14 protein-coding genes and 1 tRNA gene are annotated in these 16147 nt (G+C 62.1%); 6 read left to right on the top strand and 9 right to left on the bottom strand.

Translation table 11 applies throughout. The features are described from left to right. Window positions 1-334: 334 nt before the first annotated feature. The 3 genes from WS64_RS04770 (at window position 335) to WS64_RS04760 (ending at window position 3739) form a co-directional block, all read left to right on the top strand. On the top strand, window positions 335-1954 hold the full coding sequence (locus WS64_RS04770) for an acyl-CoA synthetase (RefSeq protein ID WP_060965846.1): 1620 nt from the start codon (window positions 335-337) through the stop codon (window positions 1952-1954). Between the two features lie 71 nt (window positions 1955-2025). Continuing rightward, on the top strand, window positions 2026-2349 hold the full coding sequence (locus WS64_RS04765) for a DUF2288 domain-containing protein (RefSeq protein WP_060318085.1): 324 nt from the start codon (window positions 2026-2028) through the stop codon (window positions 2347-2349). Window positions 2350-2359: 10 nt separating this feature from the next. Next, window positions 2360-3739 carry an MATE family efflux transporter gene (locus WS64_RS04760; protein WP_060965845.1) on the top strand — a complete coding sequence of 460 codons (1380 nt, stop codon included), beginning with the start codon at window positions 2360-2362 and terminating at the stop codon, window positions 3737-3739. Window positions 3740-3757: 18 nt separating this feature from the next. Here the strand turns inward: WS64_RS04760 and WS64_RS34845 are convergent, their stop codons facing one another. Beyond that, entirely contained in the window at window positions 3758-3934 is a 177-nt protein-coding gene (locus tag WS64_RS34845; protein WP_089464674.1) for a hypothetical protein, read from the bottom strand. Between the two features lie 136 nt (window positions 3935-4070). On the opposite strand from WS64_RS34845, the gene WS64_RS34175 reads away from it, so the two are divergent. Further along, complete coding sequence (locus tag WS64_RS34175; RefSeq protein WP_167351607.1) at window positions 4071-4241, top strand: hypothetical protein; 171 nt, start codon at window positions 4071-4073, stop codon at window positions 4239-4241. Between the two features lie 203 nt (window positions 4242-4444). Here the strand turns inward: WS64_RS34175 and WS64_RS04755 are convergent, their stop codons facing one another. Further along, entirely contained in the window at window positions 4445-5251 is an 807-nt protein-coding gene (locus tag WS64_RS04755; RefSeq protein ID WP_059644266.1) for a GNAT family N-acetyltransferase, read from the bottom strand. 170 nt (window positions 5252-5421) lie between these two features. After that, window positions 5422-5883, bottom strand: coding sequence for a phosphohistidine phosphatase SixA (gene sixA / locus WS64_RS04750; RefSeq protein WP_059644263.1), 462 nt, complete (start codon window positions 5881-5883; stop codon window positions 5422-5424). Between the two features lie 161 nt (window positions 5884-6044). Between sixA and WS64_RS04745 the strand changes: the two genes are divergently transcribed. Beyond that, window positions 6045-6121 (top strand) — tRNA-Pro (locus tag WS64_RS04745). Between the two features lie 71 nt (window positions 6122-6192). Here WS64_RS04745 and WS64_RS04740 read toward each other — a convergent pair. From WS64_RS04740 to WS64_RS04720, 5 genes are all read right to left on the bottom strand, one after another. Next, window positions 6193-6681, bottom strand: coding sequence for a hypothetical protein (locus tag WS64_RS04740; protein WP_060965844.1), 489 nt, complete (start codon window positions 6679-6681; stop codon window positions 6193-6195). A 161-nt stretch (window positions 6682-6842) separates the two neighbouring features. Further along, window positions 6843-7094 carry a PAAR domain-containing protein gene (locus WS64_RS32355; RefSeq protein ID WP_081059297.1) on the bottom strand — a complete coding sequence of 84 codons (252 nt, stop codon included), beginning with the start codon at window positions 7092-7094 and terminating at the stop codon, window positions 6843-6845. Between the two features lie 28 nt (window positions 7095-7122). Then, window positions 7123-7650, bottom strand: a complete 528-nt coding sequence (locus tag WS64_RS32350) for a hypothetical protein (RefSeq protein WP_230943871.1) — start codon at window positions 7648-7650, stop codon at window positions 7123-7125. A 10-nt stretch (window positions 7651-7660) separates the two neighbouring features. Further along, on the bottom strand, window positions 7661-10543 hold the full coding sequence (locus WS64_RS32345; protein ID WP_081103773.1) for a glycoside hydrolase family 24 protein: 2883 nt from the start codon (window positions 10541-10543) through the stop codon (window positions 7661-7663). Between the two features lie 58 nt (window positions 10544-10601). Further along, complete coding sequence (locus WS64_RS04720) at window positions 10602-13097, bottom strand: type VI secretion system Vgr family protein (RefSeq protein WP_432206244.1); 2496 nt, start codon at window positions 13095-13097, stop codon at window positions 10602-10604. A 738-nt stretch (window positions 13098-13835) separates the two neighbouring features. Here WS64_RS04720 and WS64_RS04715 point away from each other — a divergent pair. Then, a complete protein-coding gene (locus WS64_RS04715; protein WP_059644296.1) occupies window positions 13836-14273 on the top strand; it encodes a hypothetical protein in 438 nt (145 codons plus the stop codon). A gap of 103 nt (window positions 14274-14376) precedes the next feature. On the opposite strand, the gene ppx is transcribed toward WS64_RS04715, so the two are convergent. Then, entirely contained in the window at window positions 14377-15891 is a 1515-nt protein-coding gene (gene ppx, locus WS64_RS04710) for an exopolyphosphatase (RefSeq protein ID WP_060965840.1), read from the bottom strand. Window positions 15892-16147: the final 256 nt, after the last annotated feature.

Genomic DNA, 16147 nt, shown 5'->3' with positions numbered 1-16147 from the left:
TCGCGTGTCGTCACGACGAAAACGGAAAAAATCGAGTCAGCGCTTGCGCAGACGTCCGGTGAAACGGCCGGACAACGGATCGACGTGGCGGGCAAACGCCACCAGCCCGCCGATTCCAATCAGGCTGAACCCCGCAGCTATCAGAAGCAAATCCATGATCACACCACTGTTTTGTCTTGATCTTATGCGTCATTGTGGAATCGTGCACTGAGCCCCGCCTATTGGACGAGTCCGAACATTCCCTATCAGCAAACACCATTGTGGATGCGTCCGAGTGAAATCCTGATGTAAGCCGTTCACCCAACGCCACGTTCGACACCCAGGAGACCATGCGATGCTGCCCGCCACCGACCGCTACGACCTGCTCCTCTCCCGCTTCCGGTGGGACATTCCGGCGCGCTACAACATCGGCGTGGACGTGTGCGACAAATGGGCCGACGGCAGCGGACGCATCGCGCTGATCCACGAAACGGCGCAAGGCGACGTTTCACGCATCACGTTCGACGAACTGAAGCATGCTTCTAATCGGCTCGCGAACAGTTTTGCGCGCGCGGGCCTGCGGCGCGGCGACCGGATCGGCATCTTTCTCGCGCAAGGCCCTGAAACGGCCGTCGCCCATCTCGCCGCGTACAAGTTCGGCGCGATCGCGGTACCGCTCTTCACGCTGTTCGGCGTCGACGCGCTGGAGTACCGGCTCGCGAACAGCGAGGCGGCCGCGCTCGTCACCGACGCGGCCGGCTACGCGAAGATCGCGCCGCTGCGCGCGCAGCTGCCGGCGCTGCATACCGTCTACTGCATCGGCGACGACGCGCCCGACACGCCCGGCGTGCTCCGCTACGACGCGGCGCTCGCCGCCGAAGCGCCGGATTTCGTGCCGGCGGATACGGCCGCCGACGATCCGGCCGTGATCATCTACACGTCCGGCACGACCGGCAAACCGAAAGGCGCGCTGCACGCGCATCGCGTGCTGCTCGGCCACTTGCCGGGCGTCGAGATGTCGCAGCAGTGCTTCCCGCGCGACGCACGCCTGTTCTGGACGCCCGCCGACTGGGCATGGATCGGCGGGCTGCTCGACGTGCTGCTGCCGTCATGGCATCACGGCGTGCCGGTGCTCGCACGTCGCTTCGAGAAATTCGACGGCGAAGCGGCGTTCGCGCTGATGGCGCGGCACGGCGTCACCCATGCGTTCCTGCCGCCCACCGCGCTGAAGCTGATGCGCGCCGTCGCGGCGCCGCGCGAACGCTACGCGCTGTCGCTGAAATCGGTCGCAAGCGGCGGCGAATCGCTCGGCACCGAACTGACGGCGTGGGGCCGCGACGCGCTCGGCGTGACGATCAACGAGTTCTACGGGCAAACCGAGTGCAACATGGTGCTGTCGTCGTGCGCGGCGCTGTTCGATGCGCAGCCCGGCGCGATCGGCAAGGCGGTGCCGGGTCACACGGTCGCGATCGTCGATGCGGACGGCACGCCGCTGCCTCCGGGCGTCGAGGGCCGCATCGCGGTGCGCCGCCCCGACCCGGTGATGTTTCTCGAATACTGGCGCAATCCCGCCGCGACGCGCGACAAGTTCGCGGGCGACTACCTTCTCACCGGCGATACGGGCACCATCGGCGCCGACGGGTTCGTGCGCTTCGTCGGCCGCGACGACGACGTGATCACGAGCGCCGGTTACCGGATCGGCCCGGGGCCGATCGAGGACTGCCTGCTCACGCATCCGGCGGTGCGAATGGCGGCCGTCGTCGGCGTGCCCGATGCGACGCGTACCGAGATCGTCAAGGCGTTCGTCGTGCTGAACCCTGGCCACGTCGGCGACGACGCCCTCGTGAGCGCGCTGCAGGCACATGTGCGCACGCGGCTCGCCGCGCACGAGTATCCGCGCGCGATCGCGTTCGTCGACAGCCTGCCGATGACCGCGACCGGCAAGATCGTGCGCCGCGCGCTGCGCGACGCATGAGCCGCCCGGCCGCGCTCGGCCCTCCGACCGGATGGTTTATAGTGGCGCCACGCAGTCTTTCCAAGAAACCGATGTCCTCTGATCAACACCCCGCCACGGGCGCGTCGCACAGCCCGCTCTACGCCAAACTCCTCGGCGAAACCGCCAAGATCGACTGGTGCGATCTCGAACGCTTCTTCGCGCAGGGCAAGCTGCTGTCGATCGCGCGCGACCTCGATCTCGTGAGCGTCGCCGAAGCAGTCGCCAACGACGATGCCGAACAGGTCACGCGCTGGCTGTCGTCCGGCCTCGTCGCGCGCATGCCGGCCGAAACGGCTGCCGACTACGCCGCGCGCAATCCGGAGCTGTGGGCGGTCGTCGTCTCGCCGTGGGTGTGCGTGCAGGAACGCGCCTGACGCGTCCGCCATGTCCGGATCCGCGGTACCGCACGGGGCCGGCAGCGCGTCGGCCGCCGTCACGCATCGACGCGTCCTCGCGCTCGCGTTCCCGATCGTCGTCGCGAACCTGACCCAGCCGATCCTCGGCGCCGTCGACACGGCCGTCGCCGGCCACCTCGACGGCGCGCAGTATCTCGGCGGCGTCGCGCTCGGCGGGCTCTTCTTCAATTTCGTGTTCTGGGGCTTCGGCTTCCTGCGGATGGGGACGACCGGGCTCGTCGCGCAGGCGCATGGCGCCGGTGACGCCGCCGGGATCCGCCTGAACCTGCTGCGCGCGCTGATCGTCGCGTTCGCGCTCGGCGCCGCGGTGCTTGCGCTGCAGGTGCCGCTGCTGTCGTTCGCGCTGTCCGCGCTCGGCGGCAGCGATGCCGTCCGCGCGACGGCGCTCGCATACAGCCACGCGCGGATCTGGAGCGCGCCGTTCGCGCTCGCGAACTACGTGGTGCTCGGCTACCTGCTCGGCGTGCAGCGCGTGCGGCTCGCGCTCGTCGCGCAGGTGTTCATCAACGCGGTGAACATCGGCGCCGTGCTGCTCTACGTGTACGGTTTCGGCTGGGGTATCGCCGGCATCGGCGCCGCGACCGCCACCGCGGACGCATGCGGCTTCGCGCTCGGCGCGTGGATGCTGTGGCGGCTGCGGCCGAGCGGCCTTGCGCCGCTCGCGATGCGCGCGCTTGCCGACCGCGTCGCGCTCAAGCGGCTGATCGCGCTCAACCGCGACATCTTCCTGCGCACGCTGTGCCTGCTCGGCGCCTTCGGGTGGTTCGCGCATCTCGGCGCGAAACAGGGCGACGCGACGCTCGCCGCGAACGCGTTGCTGCTGAATTTCCAGACGTTCATGGCGTATGGCCTCGACGGCTTCGCGCATGCGGCCGAGGCGCTCGTCGGCGCGGCGGCCGGCGCGCGCGACCGCCGCGCATTTCGGCAAGCCGTACGCGTCACACTGTTCTGGTCGGCACTCGGCGCGCTGCTGTTCGCGCTCGTTTACTGGGCGGCGGGCGGCTGGATCGTCGCGCGCCTGACCGATCAGGCCGAGATCCGCACCGTCGCACTGCGCTACCTGCCGTGGGCCGCGATCTCGCCGATCGTGTCGGTCTGGGGCTTCCTGCTCGATGGCGTGTTCATCGGCGCCACGCAGACGCAATCGCTGATGCGCGCGATGGTCGTGTCCTTGTCGATCTTCATCGTGGCCACGCTCGCCGCCGTCGGACCGTTCGGCAATCACGGCCTGTGGTTCGCGCTACTGTTGTTCATGGCGGCGCGCGGTGCGACGCTCGCGCGCCACCTGCCGGCGCTGGTGCGGCGCATTGGCGCCGACCCGCCGGTCGCTTCCGCGGCCCGTGCGTGACGGCGGGGCCGCCGGCCGTTACTGCACCGGCTTCGGCGGCGGCGCGTCGAGCATCGAGGGCGGCGTCATGTCGGTCGGCACGCCGTGATAGTCGGCCGGGTCTTCCGGCGGGTGGCCGCGGCGCGCCTGGCGAGGATCGCTGCTGCAGGCGGCAAGGAGGGATGCGGCCAGCACGGCCAGCAGGAAACGGGTCATCAGGGAGGGCTCCGGAAAACGGCGCGCCCATCGCGCGCCGGAACCGCGCCGAGTCTAGCGGAAATCCGGTTTCGGGGTTGCGCCGCGCATGTCCTACTATGTACGCATGGCGCTGTGCCGTCGAAAGGAGGCTGCCATGTCGTCTGAGGAAATTGCGGGCCTGATCGGCCTGATCATCGGTCTGATGGTGCTGGTCGCCCTGTCGTACTTCGAATCGCGCGAATACAAGCGCAGCCACGGAGGCGAAGGGATGATCCACCACTGGATGACGGAACACCACCTGCTCGACTGGCGGCGCAAGCACTGAGCGCGCCGCTGCCGTCCGGTCCCGCGTCGGGCCGTTGCGAACGTGCCGGTTTCTGCGGCGCGGTGATCGTTGCGTGTCGCCGAAATTATCGGGGCCGGACATGCATGCATGGACCGGATACACGAACGCCGTCGCGCGGCTAACGTGCGACGGCGTTCGCTTGCGTGCGCCGCACCTGACGGGCGCGACGCGATTCGGACCGTTCAGCCCAGGAAGTGGCGGGCGTAGCGCGCGTTGATGTCCGACAGACGGAACAGCGTCAGGAAATCCGCGCAGTTGAAGTCGGGATCCCAGGCCGGGGCGCCGCAGATCTTCGCGCCGAGACGCAGATAACCCTTGATCAGCGGCGGCGGCGCGACGACGGTGCCCGTCTGCAGTTCGTCGACCGGCAACGCCGTGTGCGGGAACGCGCGATACTCGGGCGCCGTCAGCGCGCCTGCCGACAGCGACTGGTACAGGTTCGCCGCATAGTGGCCGCCATCGGCCATCGACACGCTCGCGCAGCCGAGCATCGTCTCGTAGCCGTTCTGCATCATGTATGCGCCCAGGCCGCCCCACAGCGCCATGATGACGGCGCCGCTCCGGTAGTCGGTGTGCACGCACGAGCGGCCGACCTCGACCATCTTGCCGCGCAGATGCGTAAGGCGCGACAGGTCGAATTCGCCTTCCGCGTACAAACGGCCGACACGCGCCGCCTGGTGCGGCGGCAGCACGCGGTACGTGCCGACGACTTTCAGCGTGTCGAGATCGCGGACCAGCAGGTGATCGCAATACGCGTCGAACGGATCGACGTCGAGACCGGACGGGCCGCTGACCTGCGCGCCCATCTCTTCGGCGAACACGCTGTAGCGAAGGCGCTGGGCTTCGCGCAATTCGTCTTCCGTACGCGCCCATGCGGCGCGCAGGCGATACTCCGATGTGACGGTTTCACTGGCGCGCGGCAGATGGCGCCGCGACGTGTCGAGGGGCAGCGAGGCAAAAGGGAGCGTAGGCGTCGGCAGTTCTCGCATTAGGCTTTCCTGATCGTAAGGAATAGGACGACATGCCCGCCAATGTAGTAACCGGCCGTGACCGTTATGTGGCACGACCGTGTCCTTTCAATGACGTGTCGCCGAATTGACTTTAGCAGAAAGCTTGCAAAACCGTATGACCAATCCCTTCAAACCTGCTCAGTCGGGCTTTACACCAGTTCGGGCGTCAGTACTGCCCGCAGCACGGCCTGCGGGCTGCCGTCGCGCGTGCGGCTCGCCAGCCACACGATTCCGCCCTTCCTGACGCTCCAGCCGTCGTCGCCGCCGGCGACGAGCTGCGCGGCGACGCTGCCGAGCGTCGGCTGGTGGCCGACGATCACGACCGTCGGCGCGATGCCTTCCGGCCAGCCGGCCGCCGTGAGCACGTCGTCGACGCTGCCGCCCGGCGCGAGCGCGTCGACGGTCCGGTACTGGTCGGTCAGCGCCTCGACGGTCTGCACGGTGCGCGCCGCAGGGCTCGCGAGAATCACGGTATTCGTCTCGAGGCGGCCGCGCAGCCATTTGGCCATCGCCTGCGCGTCCTTGCGGCCGCGCACGGTCAACTGGCGCGCGAGATCGCTCGTCGCGTAGTCTTCGGCTTCGGCGTGGCGCCACAGGATCAGGTTCATCATGATGTTCTCCTTGCATCGGCAGGCGGCCGCACGCGAATGCCTGCGGGGCGGCCGATCATCAAGGGAATTGTCGCAAATCGTGGCAGATTCGCCGCCGCGGCATTTACCCGCATATCGTGATTGACCGAATCGGCCGTTCGACGTTATTATCTCTGGCTCGTCGGAGCGTAGCGCAGCCTGGTAGCGCATCTGATTTGGGATCAGAGGGTCGAAGGTTCGAATCCTTTCGCTCCGACCAAGGAATCAAGGGGTTAGCTGATGCTAACCCCTTTTTCTTTACTCGGTCCACGCTAGGTAACCCGATCCAGCCTAGGTCAATCTACATTGATCCATTTCGGCCCGGCCAATTTCCTCCCTGCTCTCCTCCTCTCGGAACGATCCAGCCAAGTTTTCGATGCGATTCCAGCGTTTATGGGGCCGGAAACTCCGGTTGCCGCCAGAGTGCAGTCCGGGGGCTGCGACGCCAAGATACTGACCGCAGATCATGCCGATGTGCCGCCACACGCATTGCCCGAGCGCCCCTTCACCATTCTCCTCTTGATACGCCTGCGGATACGACGGCTCGCCGACGTACTTGGCTGGGATTAAACGACGGCCCCCGGCTCGCCACGCTGGAGCGAATAGCCGCGACTTCCCCACGTTGTCGTCCCGCACGTTCATCACGGTGCGCATGACGCCTGGCGTCTTGCCGGCCGCCCTGGCCGCTTCAATCCGCTCCTTCTGGATCGCGCGCGGCAGGAAGCCGAAGTTGGCGATCAGCGGCTTGAACTGGTCGTCTACGTAGCCGACGATCGGCACGTCGTAGTCCTGACGGATCTGCGGCTTCCACGGCGTCCGGTGGTACGGACCCCGAAAACTGTCGATCTTGATCGCTCTGGCCCGGATCCTCGCCCGGCGCTACCTAGTTCGCGCACATCCCGGAGATACCTCCAATGGATCCGTGCCTTGTGCAGTAGCGGTCATACGAGACTCGATATCAGATGGCAGCCACACGTGGCGCGATGGCCGTGACGCGCGATTGGAAGGCCGTCATCCATCATCGATCCGTCACCCTCTTCGATGACGTTGGGTGATACGTCAGGATGCCGAGGGCACGACACATAGTCGCCTTTTCGCGCGACGTAACGGCCGTCAAAAGACATTGTCGAAGAGGCTGTAATGACCTTGCCTTCGTGATCAGTGTCATCGTGAAGGCGGATTAAATTTATCATGATATTTCGTCGTGACGAAGAAATGGCTCTAATTTTCTGTTTTGCAAGAGGAGAATGAATTTGGGATGGCGACTATCTTAATATTGTCGTCGAGAATGAATTTCCGCTGCCGGCACTCGGCAGGCCTTCCGTTTGATGCGTCGATATAGTATTTTGCGACAAGCATCTTGCTCTCTGCCTTGCTTAGCAATTCGGTGATATATGATCTGCCATCCTGGGTTTTGTTAGGCGCTTTGCCGTTTGACGAAAACATATCCAGGGAGTTTAAATCCCTTCCCGTCGAAAGGTCTGATAAAGTGTAGTAACGACACTCCATGCCGCAACTATGGACCCCGATGTGATATTTTCCCGCGAAATTTATTACAGGAGGCCCCACTAGCTTGCCATCATCATCCCGCCAGCCGGAATCGGTTTTTTTGTAATACTTCGGTATATGGAGGGCACCTCGATAAAGAGTGGAAGGATGATTTGCGAAATCGACATCCTGCCCCCAGCACAAGGCATGGCTCATTGCTGCAACTACAATGGCAAATTTCAATAAAATATCGCTCTTCATTGTTCGTTTTTTATTTAATCAAATCATCAAGACCACCAACAGGAACTGCAAGATCACTATTTCCCGCTAGCTCGTCCGCCACATATTTTTCAAAATGCTCCTTCACTGACTTCATGTTGACGCCACCTTGACCATACTGATCGCCTGGCAGGCTGGCCCACTCGTTATTAGCATGATGCGTGAAGATTGCTCGCTCCAGATCAGCATTTTTCACGTCGTCGAGACAATTTCTTTTGTATTTCATGATCGCAACAATATATCTATCTTGAGAAATTGGAGAGAAATCTTTAACCTTTGCCAATCTTCTGTAGGTTTGCCCCTCTTCCGGGAACCAGTTATATCCCATGATCTGATAGGCACCGGCAGCCGACGATGTTATGCTCTTTCCGTTATGTTCTCGGGTAATATATATCTTCGGATGGTCGCTAAAATCTCGATGATAATCTTTTATGAAAGATTCGCCGCCATATAGTCTCTCATATCCTTCTGGCCCCTCAGTGCCTTCCCCGACTCGAAGCATTCGTAAAAATGCGCGCACCCTGGCTTCTTCTAGAGTAATGCCAATCCCGCTAAGGCCGCAGAAATTACCGATAATCCCAATCGGATGGAAATGCCACGGATTTGGATCGTCAGGAAATCCGTCCACTTTTTTCGCAGCGATCTCCTCCCACCATTGAAGCTTCCCGATGCGTTCGATCTCGGCCTTCCACAACCACATTAGCTTCTTCATTAATGGTGACAACTCCTCCCATTTTCCCAAGCCGCCGCCCCATTCACTTTCACAACGCACGATGAGGTGGGAAAGCGCTTCCGCCGACCAATCTACCGCTTGCGCATGTTTCAATTCTTGTGCAGTCACCTTGCCGTCGTGGTTTGCATCGAGGGCCTTCTCAAGCTTTGCGATAAGTGGGCTCGCATTGACCGTTGCCGCGCTTGTTTCGAATTCCGTCTTGCTCTCATCGGCAAGAAACTGCTCTCCGACGTGGATGTAACGTTTGAACATGTCCACGGGCTTGATACTGCTGTTGTCAACACGTTCGAAGCCCGGCCAGTCCCACGGCCCGCACATTTGCACGAGTGGGTGGTCCTGCTCACATACCCATCCTTCGCGAAGGCTGCCGTCCTTCGCCCCAATCTTCACATAGTACCAACGGCGATCCTTGTCATCTTTCGCGAAGTTGGTTGCGCCGCTCTTGTCCAGTTCGCTCACGCGGAACACAGCGCGAAAGTCCGCACCAGGCCCTTTGGCATTTGAGAAGTTCAGCGGGAAATCCTTCCAGCCAGGCACGATTGTCGTGGTCGTCGTGTTGGCGAAATTACTTTCGACCCAAACAGGGGCGCCGGCATCGTTGTAAACGGGTTTCGTATGGCGTCCGCCATGAACGGGGGCGGCTGTTTTAGGCTGCACCTTGATCCATTTACCCTTCGCGTCGCGGGAGAGAGGGACAAGCTTTACACCGGGCGGCAGTTTTTGGTCCGCATCAGGAAGATCTGCGATGAGTCGAGCGCCTGGTGAGATCCCCAGAAACGCTTTGGACTTGGGCAACTGCTTGGCGCGTTCGCGGCTTTTATCAATGAATGCCTCAAGTTCAGGACCCGCGAATACCTCCAGGTGCAGGAGCGGCCGCGTTGGCTTCGCCGGCAACAGCTTCGCGTCTGGGTAACGCAGATAGTGACCGAGCCGGCCGATCACATCGCCGGCGTTCACCCACTTGGGTTCTTTGAGCACGACGATCGTATCCAGCGGCTTCGGATCGACGACGAGGTCAAGCTCCTTCTCAAATACGTATCCGAAGGGTGCATGCGGGGATACGGATTCGCCGACGACCGCTGCCACCGGCTTCCCCGACTTGATCGCACTGATCTTGACCCAGCCAGGACTTGCTTTTGCCTTCTCATCCGTAGCTGAAACGGTTAATTCTGTTCCCCTCGGCAAGATGCCGATGACCTTGCCGTTGGGCAGATCTCGGATGCGCAGGCCAACGATCGGGGCAGGCTGAGACGTCGGGGTGGGAGTATCCTTGGGATCTGGTTTGAGTTGTGGTGGCGTTTTGAAATTGCTCTTGATGAAATCACCCAACACGTCCTCACTGATCGTGTCTTTCAGCGAAGGCATGGGAATTTTCGGAAGTGGAACGCCTTGCGGATCCTTGGCTTTGTCACCGACACGATAGTACCGATCGCCTTCCCAATACGGCATCGCGTCCATGTTCAGCTTCGACGGATCGACTTGGGCGACCTTCGCTTGTTCTTTAGCCGATAGATAGCCGTCGTGATCCATCGTGTGCATGTACAGGCTGAAGAAGGTCAATACTTCGTCTGGTGCCGGTTTATTTGTGGTCGTTGGAGCAGTCGCTACTGGCGATGGCGTCGGCGGCGGAGCAGAATTTGATGACGATGCAGGTTGGACAGCCGAATTCTTGCTCGTGGTCGCATCCGTCTTCGACGGTTGCGACGGAGATGGCGGAGGCGGTAGTTGCAGTCGATGGCGAACCAGCACGAAACCGGTCGAATACAGCGCGTGTCGGCCGTCCTGGTAATCCTGTTCCGGATACTTGCTGTCGAGCCGGTATGCAACGACTTCGCCGTCGGCGATCGCGCGGAAGCCTTCGTCTTGCTTCAGTTGGACGGCTGTGTTCTGGTCAAAGTGGACGCCTCCGTGCCACATACCGTTTGCGCCGAGTGGGTAAAACCCGTCCTCCGCCGTCGCTAGCGCCTTCATATACGTCATTGGTTTGTCCGCCCCGTCGGTATCGACCGGGGTAAACGGATAGGCCCACTTGAGGGCCTTGTAACTCGGTGCAGCGGTCGTCTGCGTTGCCGCCGATGCGTTTGGCGCAGCTTTCGGTTTTGCGGGCGCGTGACCTTTCGCGGAATGATGGTTCGTGCTCATGTTTCTCGGAATCTCTCGTTTTTGCTTTCGTGTTGCGTCGGCGTGTTACGTTTCCGTGTCAGCCGGAGAAGAGCGAACCGCGTCCGCCGTCAGTCGATACTGGCGTCGCCTTCAGCGGATCAAGCTTCATTCCGCTGCCACCACTCGGTTTGTCCCAGCTCCCGCATTTTTCGAGAATCTGTCCAGTCGTCACGTTCTCGATCAAACCGCCCTTGATGCTGATGTATGAGCCGCCCGCGCCGATCCACACTTCCTTCGCGGCCGTCAGAATCAGCCGCCCGTCCGCGCTTTCGATTTTCACGTCCTGCAGCCCCACCAGCGAGGCCGAGCCGCTTTGCGCCTGAATGTCTACCGATCCCTTTGACGCGAAAATCTTGATGCCGAGGTTTTGCGCGAACAGGCTGATCTTGTCGAGCACGCTGACCAGTAACGCCTTACCGGCGGCCAAGTTGACGTTCTTGCCCGCAACGACGTTCGCGTGCTGGTTCGCCGTGACATGCACCGATTGCTGCGTCGACGCGGCGATGCCATCAGGACTCGACAACAGCATCACCGGCTTCGCAAAACCGTTCGCATTACCCGTACCGCCGCCGGCTGTACGGCCGCCGCTGGCAGAACCAGCAACGGTGCGCTGCGTTGCGTCTGTGAACGACTTCAGCGCGGCTTGACCGTCCTGGAGACTTTCGGCACGGTTCGTTTCACTGGCCTTCGACACGGTCTCGAGCACGGCTTCCGCGCCGGCAAGCGGATCGGTGGCGGCCGTCACGTTCAGCGGCTGGGCGGTGGCTGGCTGCGTCGATACATAGAGTCCCTGCTCGGCGCGTACCGCGCCGTACGCGCCAGACTTCAGGTCGAATCCGTTGCCGACGAACGAGCCGCGCGTGTTATCGGATTGTTCGATCAAGTAGCCCAAATGCAGGTGAGAACTGTAGCTCGACGAGTAAAGGTGGACTCGGTTCTGGCCGGTAGCGTCGTCCATGACGAGCTGGTTGAAGCCATCACCACCGTATTCGCGAGAACGGAAGCCGGACAGCAGGCCGTGCGTGTGCCACACCGGCATCGTCGCACCACCGTGCAGTCGCGAGATGATTACCGGCCGGTCGCAGTCGCCATTGACGAACCCGAGGAGCACCTGATCATCTTTGCGTAACGGGAAGTAGCCGCCGCGCTTCGAGCCTGCGTCCGGCATCGCTGCACGAATCCACGACGTGGACTTCGTATTTCGATCCTTTCGACTGTTCGACGTCCGGACCCGCACACGATTGCTGTCGTCTGTGACGATTTCCTCGTCACTATCGGTCACGACGATCGCCGTCTGCAAATGCATTTCCGGCTTCTCATGCTCGAACGGGCTGCGGAACGGCGTCTTGCGGCGTTGCGCTTCGATCTCGACGTGAAAAAATCCGACACCGCCATCGCGGTGGCTCACGGTCGCTCCGGTCCCGGCCGCCTTGACCTGTTCGATCTCGCTGCGCAGGCTGCGCGGAAATCGCGTGAGCGCGTCCATGCCGGGCAAATTATTTTGGATCAACCAGTCGCTGGCGATGATCGACAGCTCGCGCTCCTCCTCCGGCAATGCATCGAAGAGGGGATGTCCCGACACCTTGAACCAGTAGCCGGGCAATGCATAGCGGGGACTGCCGATCGCGAAATAGCGTTTTGCTCGCGAAGCCCATTCCTCGGTGCGGATGCGGGCCTGTTGCTGTCCAGCATCAGATTCGGCCCACGTCTGTGAGCCGGTATAGAGATACTCTTCGCCCTGACCGGGTAATTCATCGAGGTCAGCCGCTGGCGTGCTCGCCTGTTTGTCGAGGTCAGGCCTCTTGTAGTCAAAGGTGCCCAGCGTTAGCGTCGCACTTTGGGCGTCCTGCTGTTCACTCAACTGGGTAAGTCCGTCGAAATCCTCGTCGGTACCTGCGTGGCTGAACTTCATCTCCGAATTCGGCAGCGACGGCCCGAAATACAAGTCGTCCATCATGACGACCTTGTGCGACTTGCCATCCTTCGCGAAATCGAAGCGCGGAAATACGCCGACTTCCTCCAGACTCCGGTGAACAAAATTCCAGTCGGTTTCCCACTGCACGCGGTGCGAATACGAGCGCATTGCCGTGCGCAGTTCCTGTGCATAGTTGCCGGAAGCCTGCGGATGCTTGTCGAATACGTCGGTGAGAATCTGCCAGCCGCTGGCCTCCTGCCAGTCGCGCCGATCGCTACTGAGCTTGAGGAAGCTTAACCATGAAGCGAAATGGAGCTGAAAGTACGACAAAGCGCCATCGTTTCCTAAGCGGCGAGCCTGTTGCACGTAGCCGTGGATTGGCAGATAGCCGCCGTCCGTCTGGCGGATCCAGAGCGTGACGGGCTGCAGCATCAGGGCGCTGAGCTTGATCTTGTCGCCGACGACCGATGAGGCATCGACAGTCACCTCGAAATTGCGCCCAAGCCGCGCTTTAATCTTGACGTACAGTGGCGTGAGCCAGTTGTCGCCGAGTGGAGTGTCAAGTTTGACGATACGATCAAACTGCGCGTAACCGCCGCGCAGCACCTTATCCAGCATGTCCGATGCCATGCAACAACCCCGTTTAGGGAAACACGTCTATTGCTCTCAGACAATTCGACGATAATGTTAATGTAAAATATCAGAAAGCGAATTTGAATAAATACCGATTCGATTTCGATATTAAAGCATAGCAAACGTCAGTGAAAAAAGCGCTCACTCGCGGCCTTACAAAAGCACTTCTTTCAAAAAGCTAACCAAGATTAAATTCGTGAGTTGGCACTGCCTTCCAAAGCCCGACAGTCACATGCGAACGCACTCGTTGTATCTATCCATCGCAATACAACGTCGAGCAGTCGCTACGTCCGGCTTCGACTTCACGGAGCTATCGGCCATTCCGTTAATTTGTGCGGCCACCCGGCAATGAATTCCCGCTGGCATGTATCTACGCGAGCATGCGTTCAAGAACGGACTCGTGCGCCTCCAGGCTCGACCGCTGCGGTCGATTCTAAAAGGATTCACCCATATATCCGGATTGGGGATCAGAGAGCCGCAGGTTCGAACCCTTTCGCTCCGACCAAGGAATCAAGGGGTTCCGGTTGACCACTGTAGCCCCATTTACGTTTACGGGCGCTTTTTTCCTGGCCCTCGAATCGCACGCCTGTTTTCCGTGTCCGCAGCGGTACGGCCCGGCACGAACCACCCGCCGCATCGACGCGCCCGCGCCTCCCCACCCAGGCCCGCGCACGGAACTTGCTGGAACACGCGATAATACGTGTGAACAACCCGCAACCGCGCATGAAAAACAACATTCTCGAAACCGCCCTGTGTGCGTCGCTACTCGTGCTTGCGACCACCGCCGGCACTGCGTCGGCGAAAGCGCTCGACGACGCGCTCGACTGCCATTCGACCGGGCACAAGTTCGTCGCGCCGCTGCTCGCCGCCGGCGACATCCAGTCGGAGCCGATGCACGTCGAGTCGAATTCGGTCAATGCATTCCGCACGAACCACCCGCTGACGGCGTACGGCTTCGGCGTCTATGTCGTGCTCGGCTACCAGGCGAACGACCCGATCTTCCGTCCGGGCGACGGCACGCCGATCGGCGACTGGGCCTACGGCGTCGTTGTGCGCGGCGCGAAGGGTTCGGTGGAGGAAGCCGTACGCAAGGCCGGCAGCGACGCAACCGTCAAGCAGGCGTTCCCGTTCCTGACCGCGATCGTCTGCTCGTCGGATTGAGCAAATCGGCAGCACGAACCCGCGGGCGCGCCTGACGGGCGCCGCCGCGGATCACCCACGACCACCGGGCCTCGAGCGCCTTCCGGGGCTCGCTATCGCCCCCTCACGCGCCGGTATACACCACCCGATACGGAATACCGACCTTCTCCCACTCCGCCGCCTCCTGGCTGAGGCTATAGTCGGTCAACGGGTTCTGCTCGACCCATGCGTTCGGCAAACGCACCTCGTACCCGCCCTTCTTCATCTGCGAAACCGAGATGTCGGGCAGCCCGGCATCGGTCCGGCGCCGACACAGCAGCGCCGCGAGCCGCAGACAGAACAGCAGCGGCCACTCGACCTCGCGCGCCTGCGACAGCTTGCCGAGCTTGCCCGCATGGCCGAGCACGAGCGCCGCGAGCCGCGCCTGGTCGGTACGCGAAAAACCCGGCATGTCCGCATTGCTCGCGATATAGGCCGAATGCTTGTGATACGCGCTGTGCGAGATCGACAGGCCGATTTCGTGCAACGCGGCCGCCCAGCCGAGGAACATCCGCCCTTCCTCGCGCGCTTCCTCGTCGCCTTCCTCCAGCTCGTCGTAGAAGCGCACGGCGAGCGCACCGATCCGCTCGGCCTGCGCGCGATCGACGCCGTAGCGGCGCGTGAAACCCTCGACGGTCACCGCCCGCATGTCCTCGTGCTGCGTCCGGCCAAGCAGGTCGTACAGCACGCCGAGGCGCAGCGCGCCGTCGGTCGTATCGACGTAGTCGACACCCAGCTCCTCGAACACCGCCAGCATGATCGCGAGGCCGCCCGCGAGCACCGGCACGCGGTCGGGCTTCAGCGCGATCAGCTTCAGCCGGTTGACGTTCTCCGCCTTGATCAGCGCACGCTTGAGCCGCTCGAGGCCGCCGCGCGAAATGCCGTGCGTGATACCCGGATCGTTGAAGCCGTTCGCCTCGACGAGCTCCGCGAGCGCGCGCGCGGTGCCGGACGAGCCGATCGCCTGGTCCCAGCCGGCCTTCTTGTACTCGCTCGAAATGATCTGGATCTCGCGCTTGGCCGCGAGTTCGGCCTGCCGCATCGTGTATTCGTCGACGTTGCCGGCCGGGAAGAACGTGCGGCTATGGCTCACGCAGCCGATATAGAGGCTTTCCATCACGATCGGCGTGTAGTGCGAGCCGATGATGAATTCGGTCGAGCCGCCGCCGATATCGACGACGAGCCGCTTGCCGGCGCTCGCCGGCACCGAGTGCGCGGCGCCCGCATAGATGAGGCGCGCTTCTTCGCGGCCCGCGATCACTTCGATCGGGAAACCGAGCGCCGCCTCGGCCTCGCCGAGAAATTCGGCGGCGTTCTTCGCGACGCGCAGCGTGTTGGTCGCCACCGCGCGCACATGGTCGGGATGGAAATCGCGCAGGCGCTCGCCGAACCGCTTGAGCGCGTCCCAGCCCCGCTCCTGCGACGCGCGGTCGAGCATCTTGTCGCTCGACAGCCCCGCGGCCAGCCGAACCGGCTCGCGCAGCGCATCCACGGGGTAGATCTGGCTGCCGGCCGGCGTTTCCTCGACGCGCCCGACGATCAGCCGGAAGCTGTTCGAGCCGAGATCCACGGCAGCCAGCAAGTGGGGAGTTGTAACCATCAGAAGGGGCTCCGTGCGCGTTCTTCCGCGGCAGCCGTTCCGGCAACCGAGGGCGATCAATCAAAGGCGACATTTTAAGCGTGGAACGCTTGCCGTTGCCACGCTTGACGGGCATGCACGCCGCTCGATTCCATATAGCCGAAACATTTATGCGACGAAAGGGTTACGGCGTAGAATTTCCGGATATAAAGGCATTATTGTCATCAGCACGTCATCGTACCGTGAGAGTTTCCGAGCGTCTGTTCGAATCATCGCC

The organism is Burkholderia anthina (genome assembly GCF_001547525.1).
Lineage (GTDB): Bacteria > Pseudomonadota > Gammaproteobacteria > Burkholderiales > Burkholderiaceae > Burkholderia > Burkholderia semiarida.
This window is presented reverse-complemented; position numbering and strand designations above follow the sequence as displayed.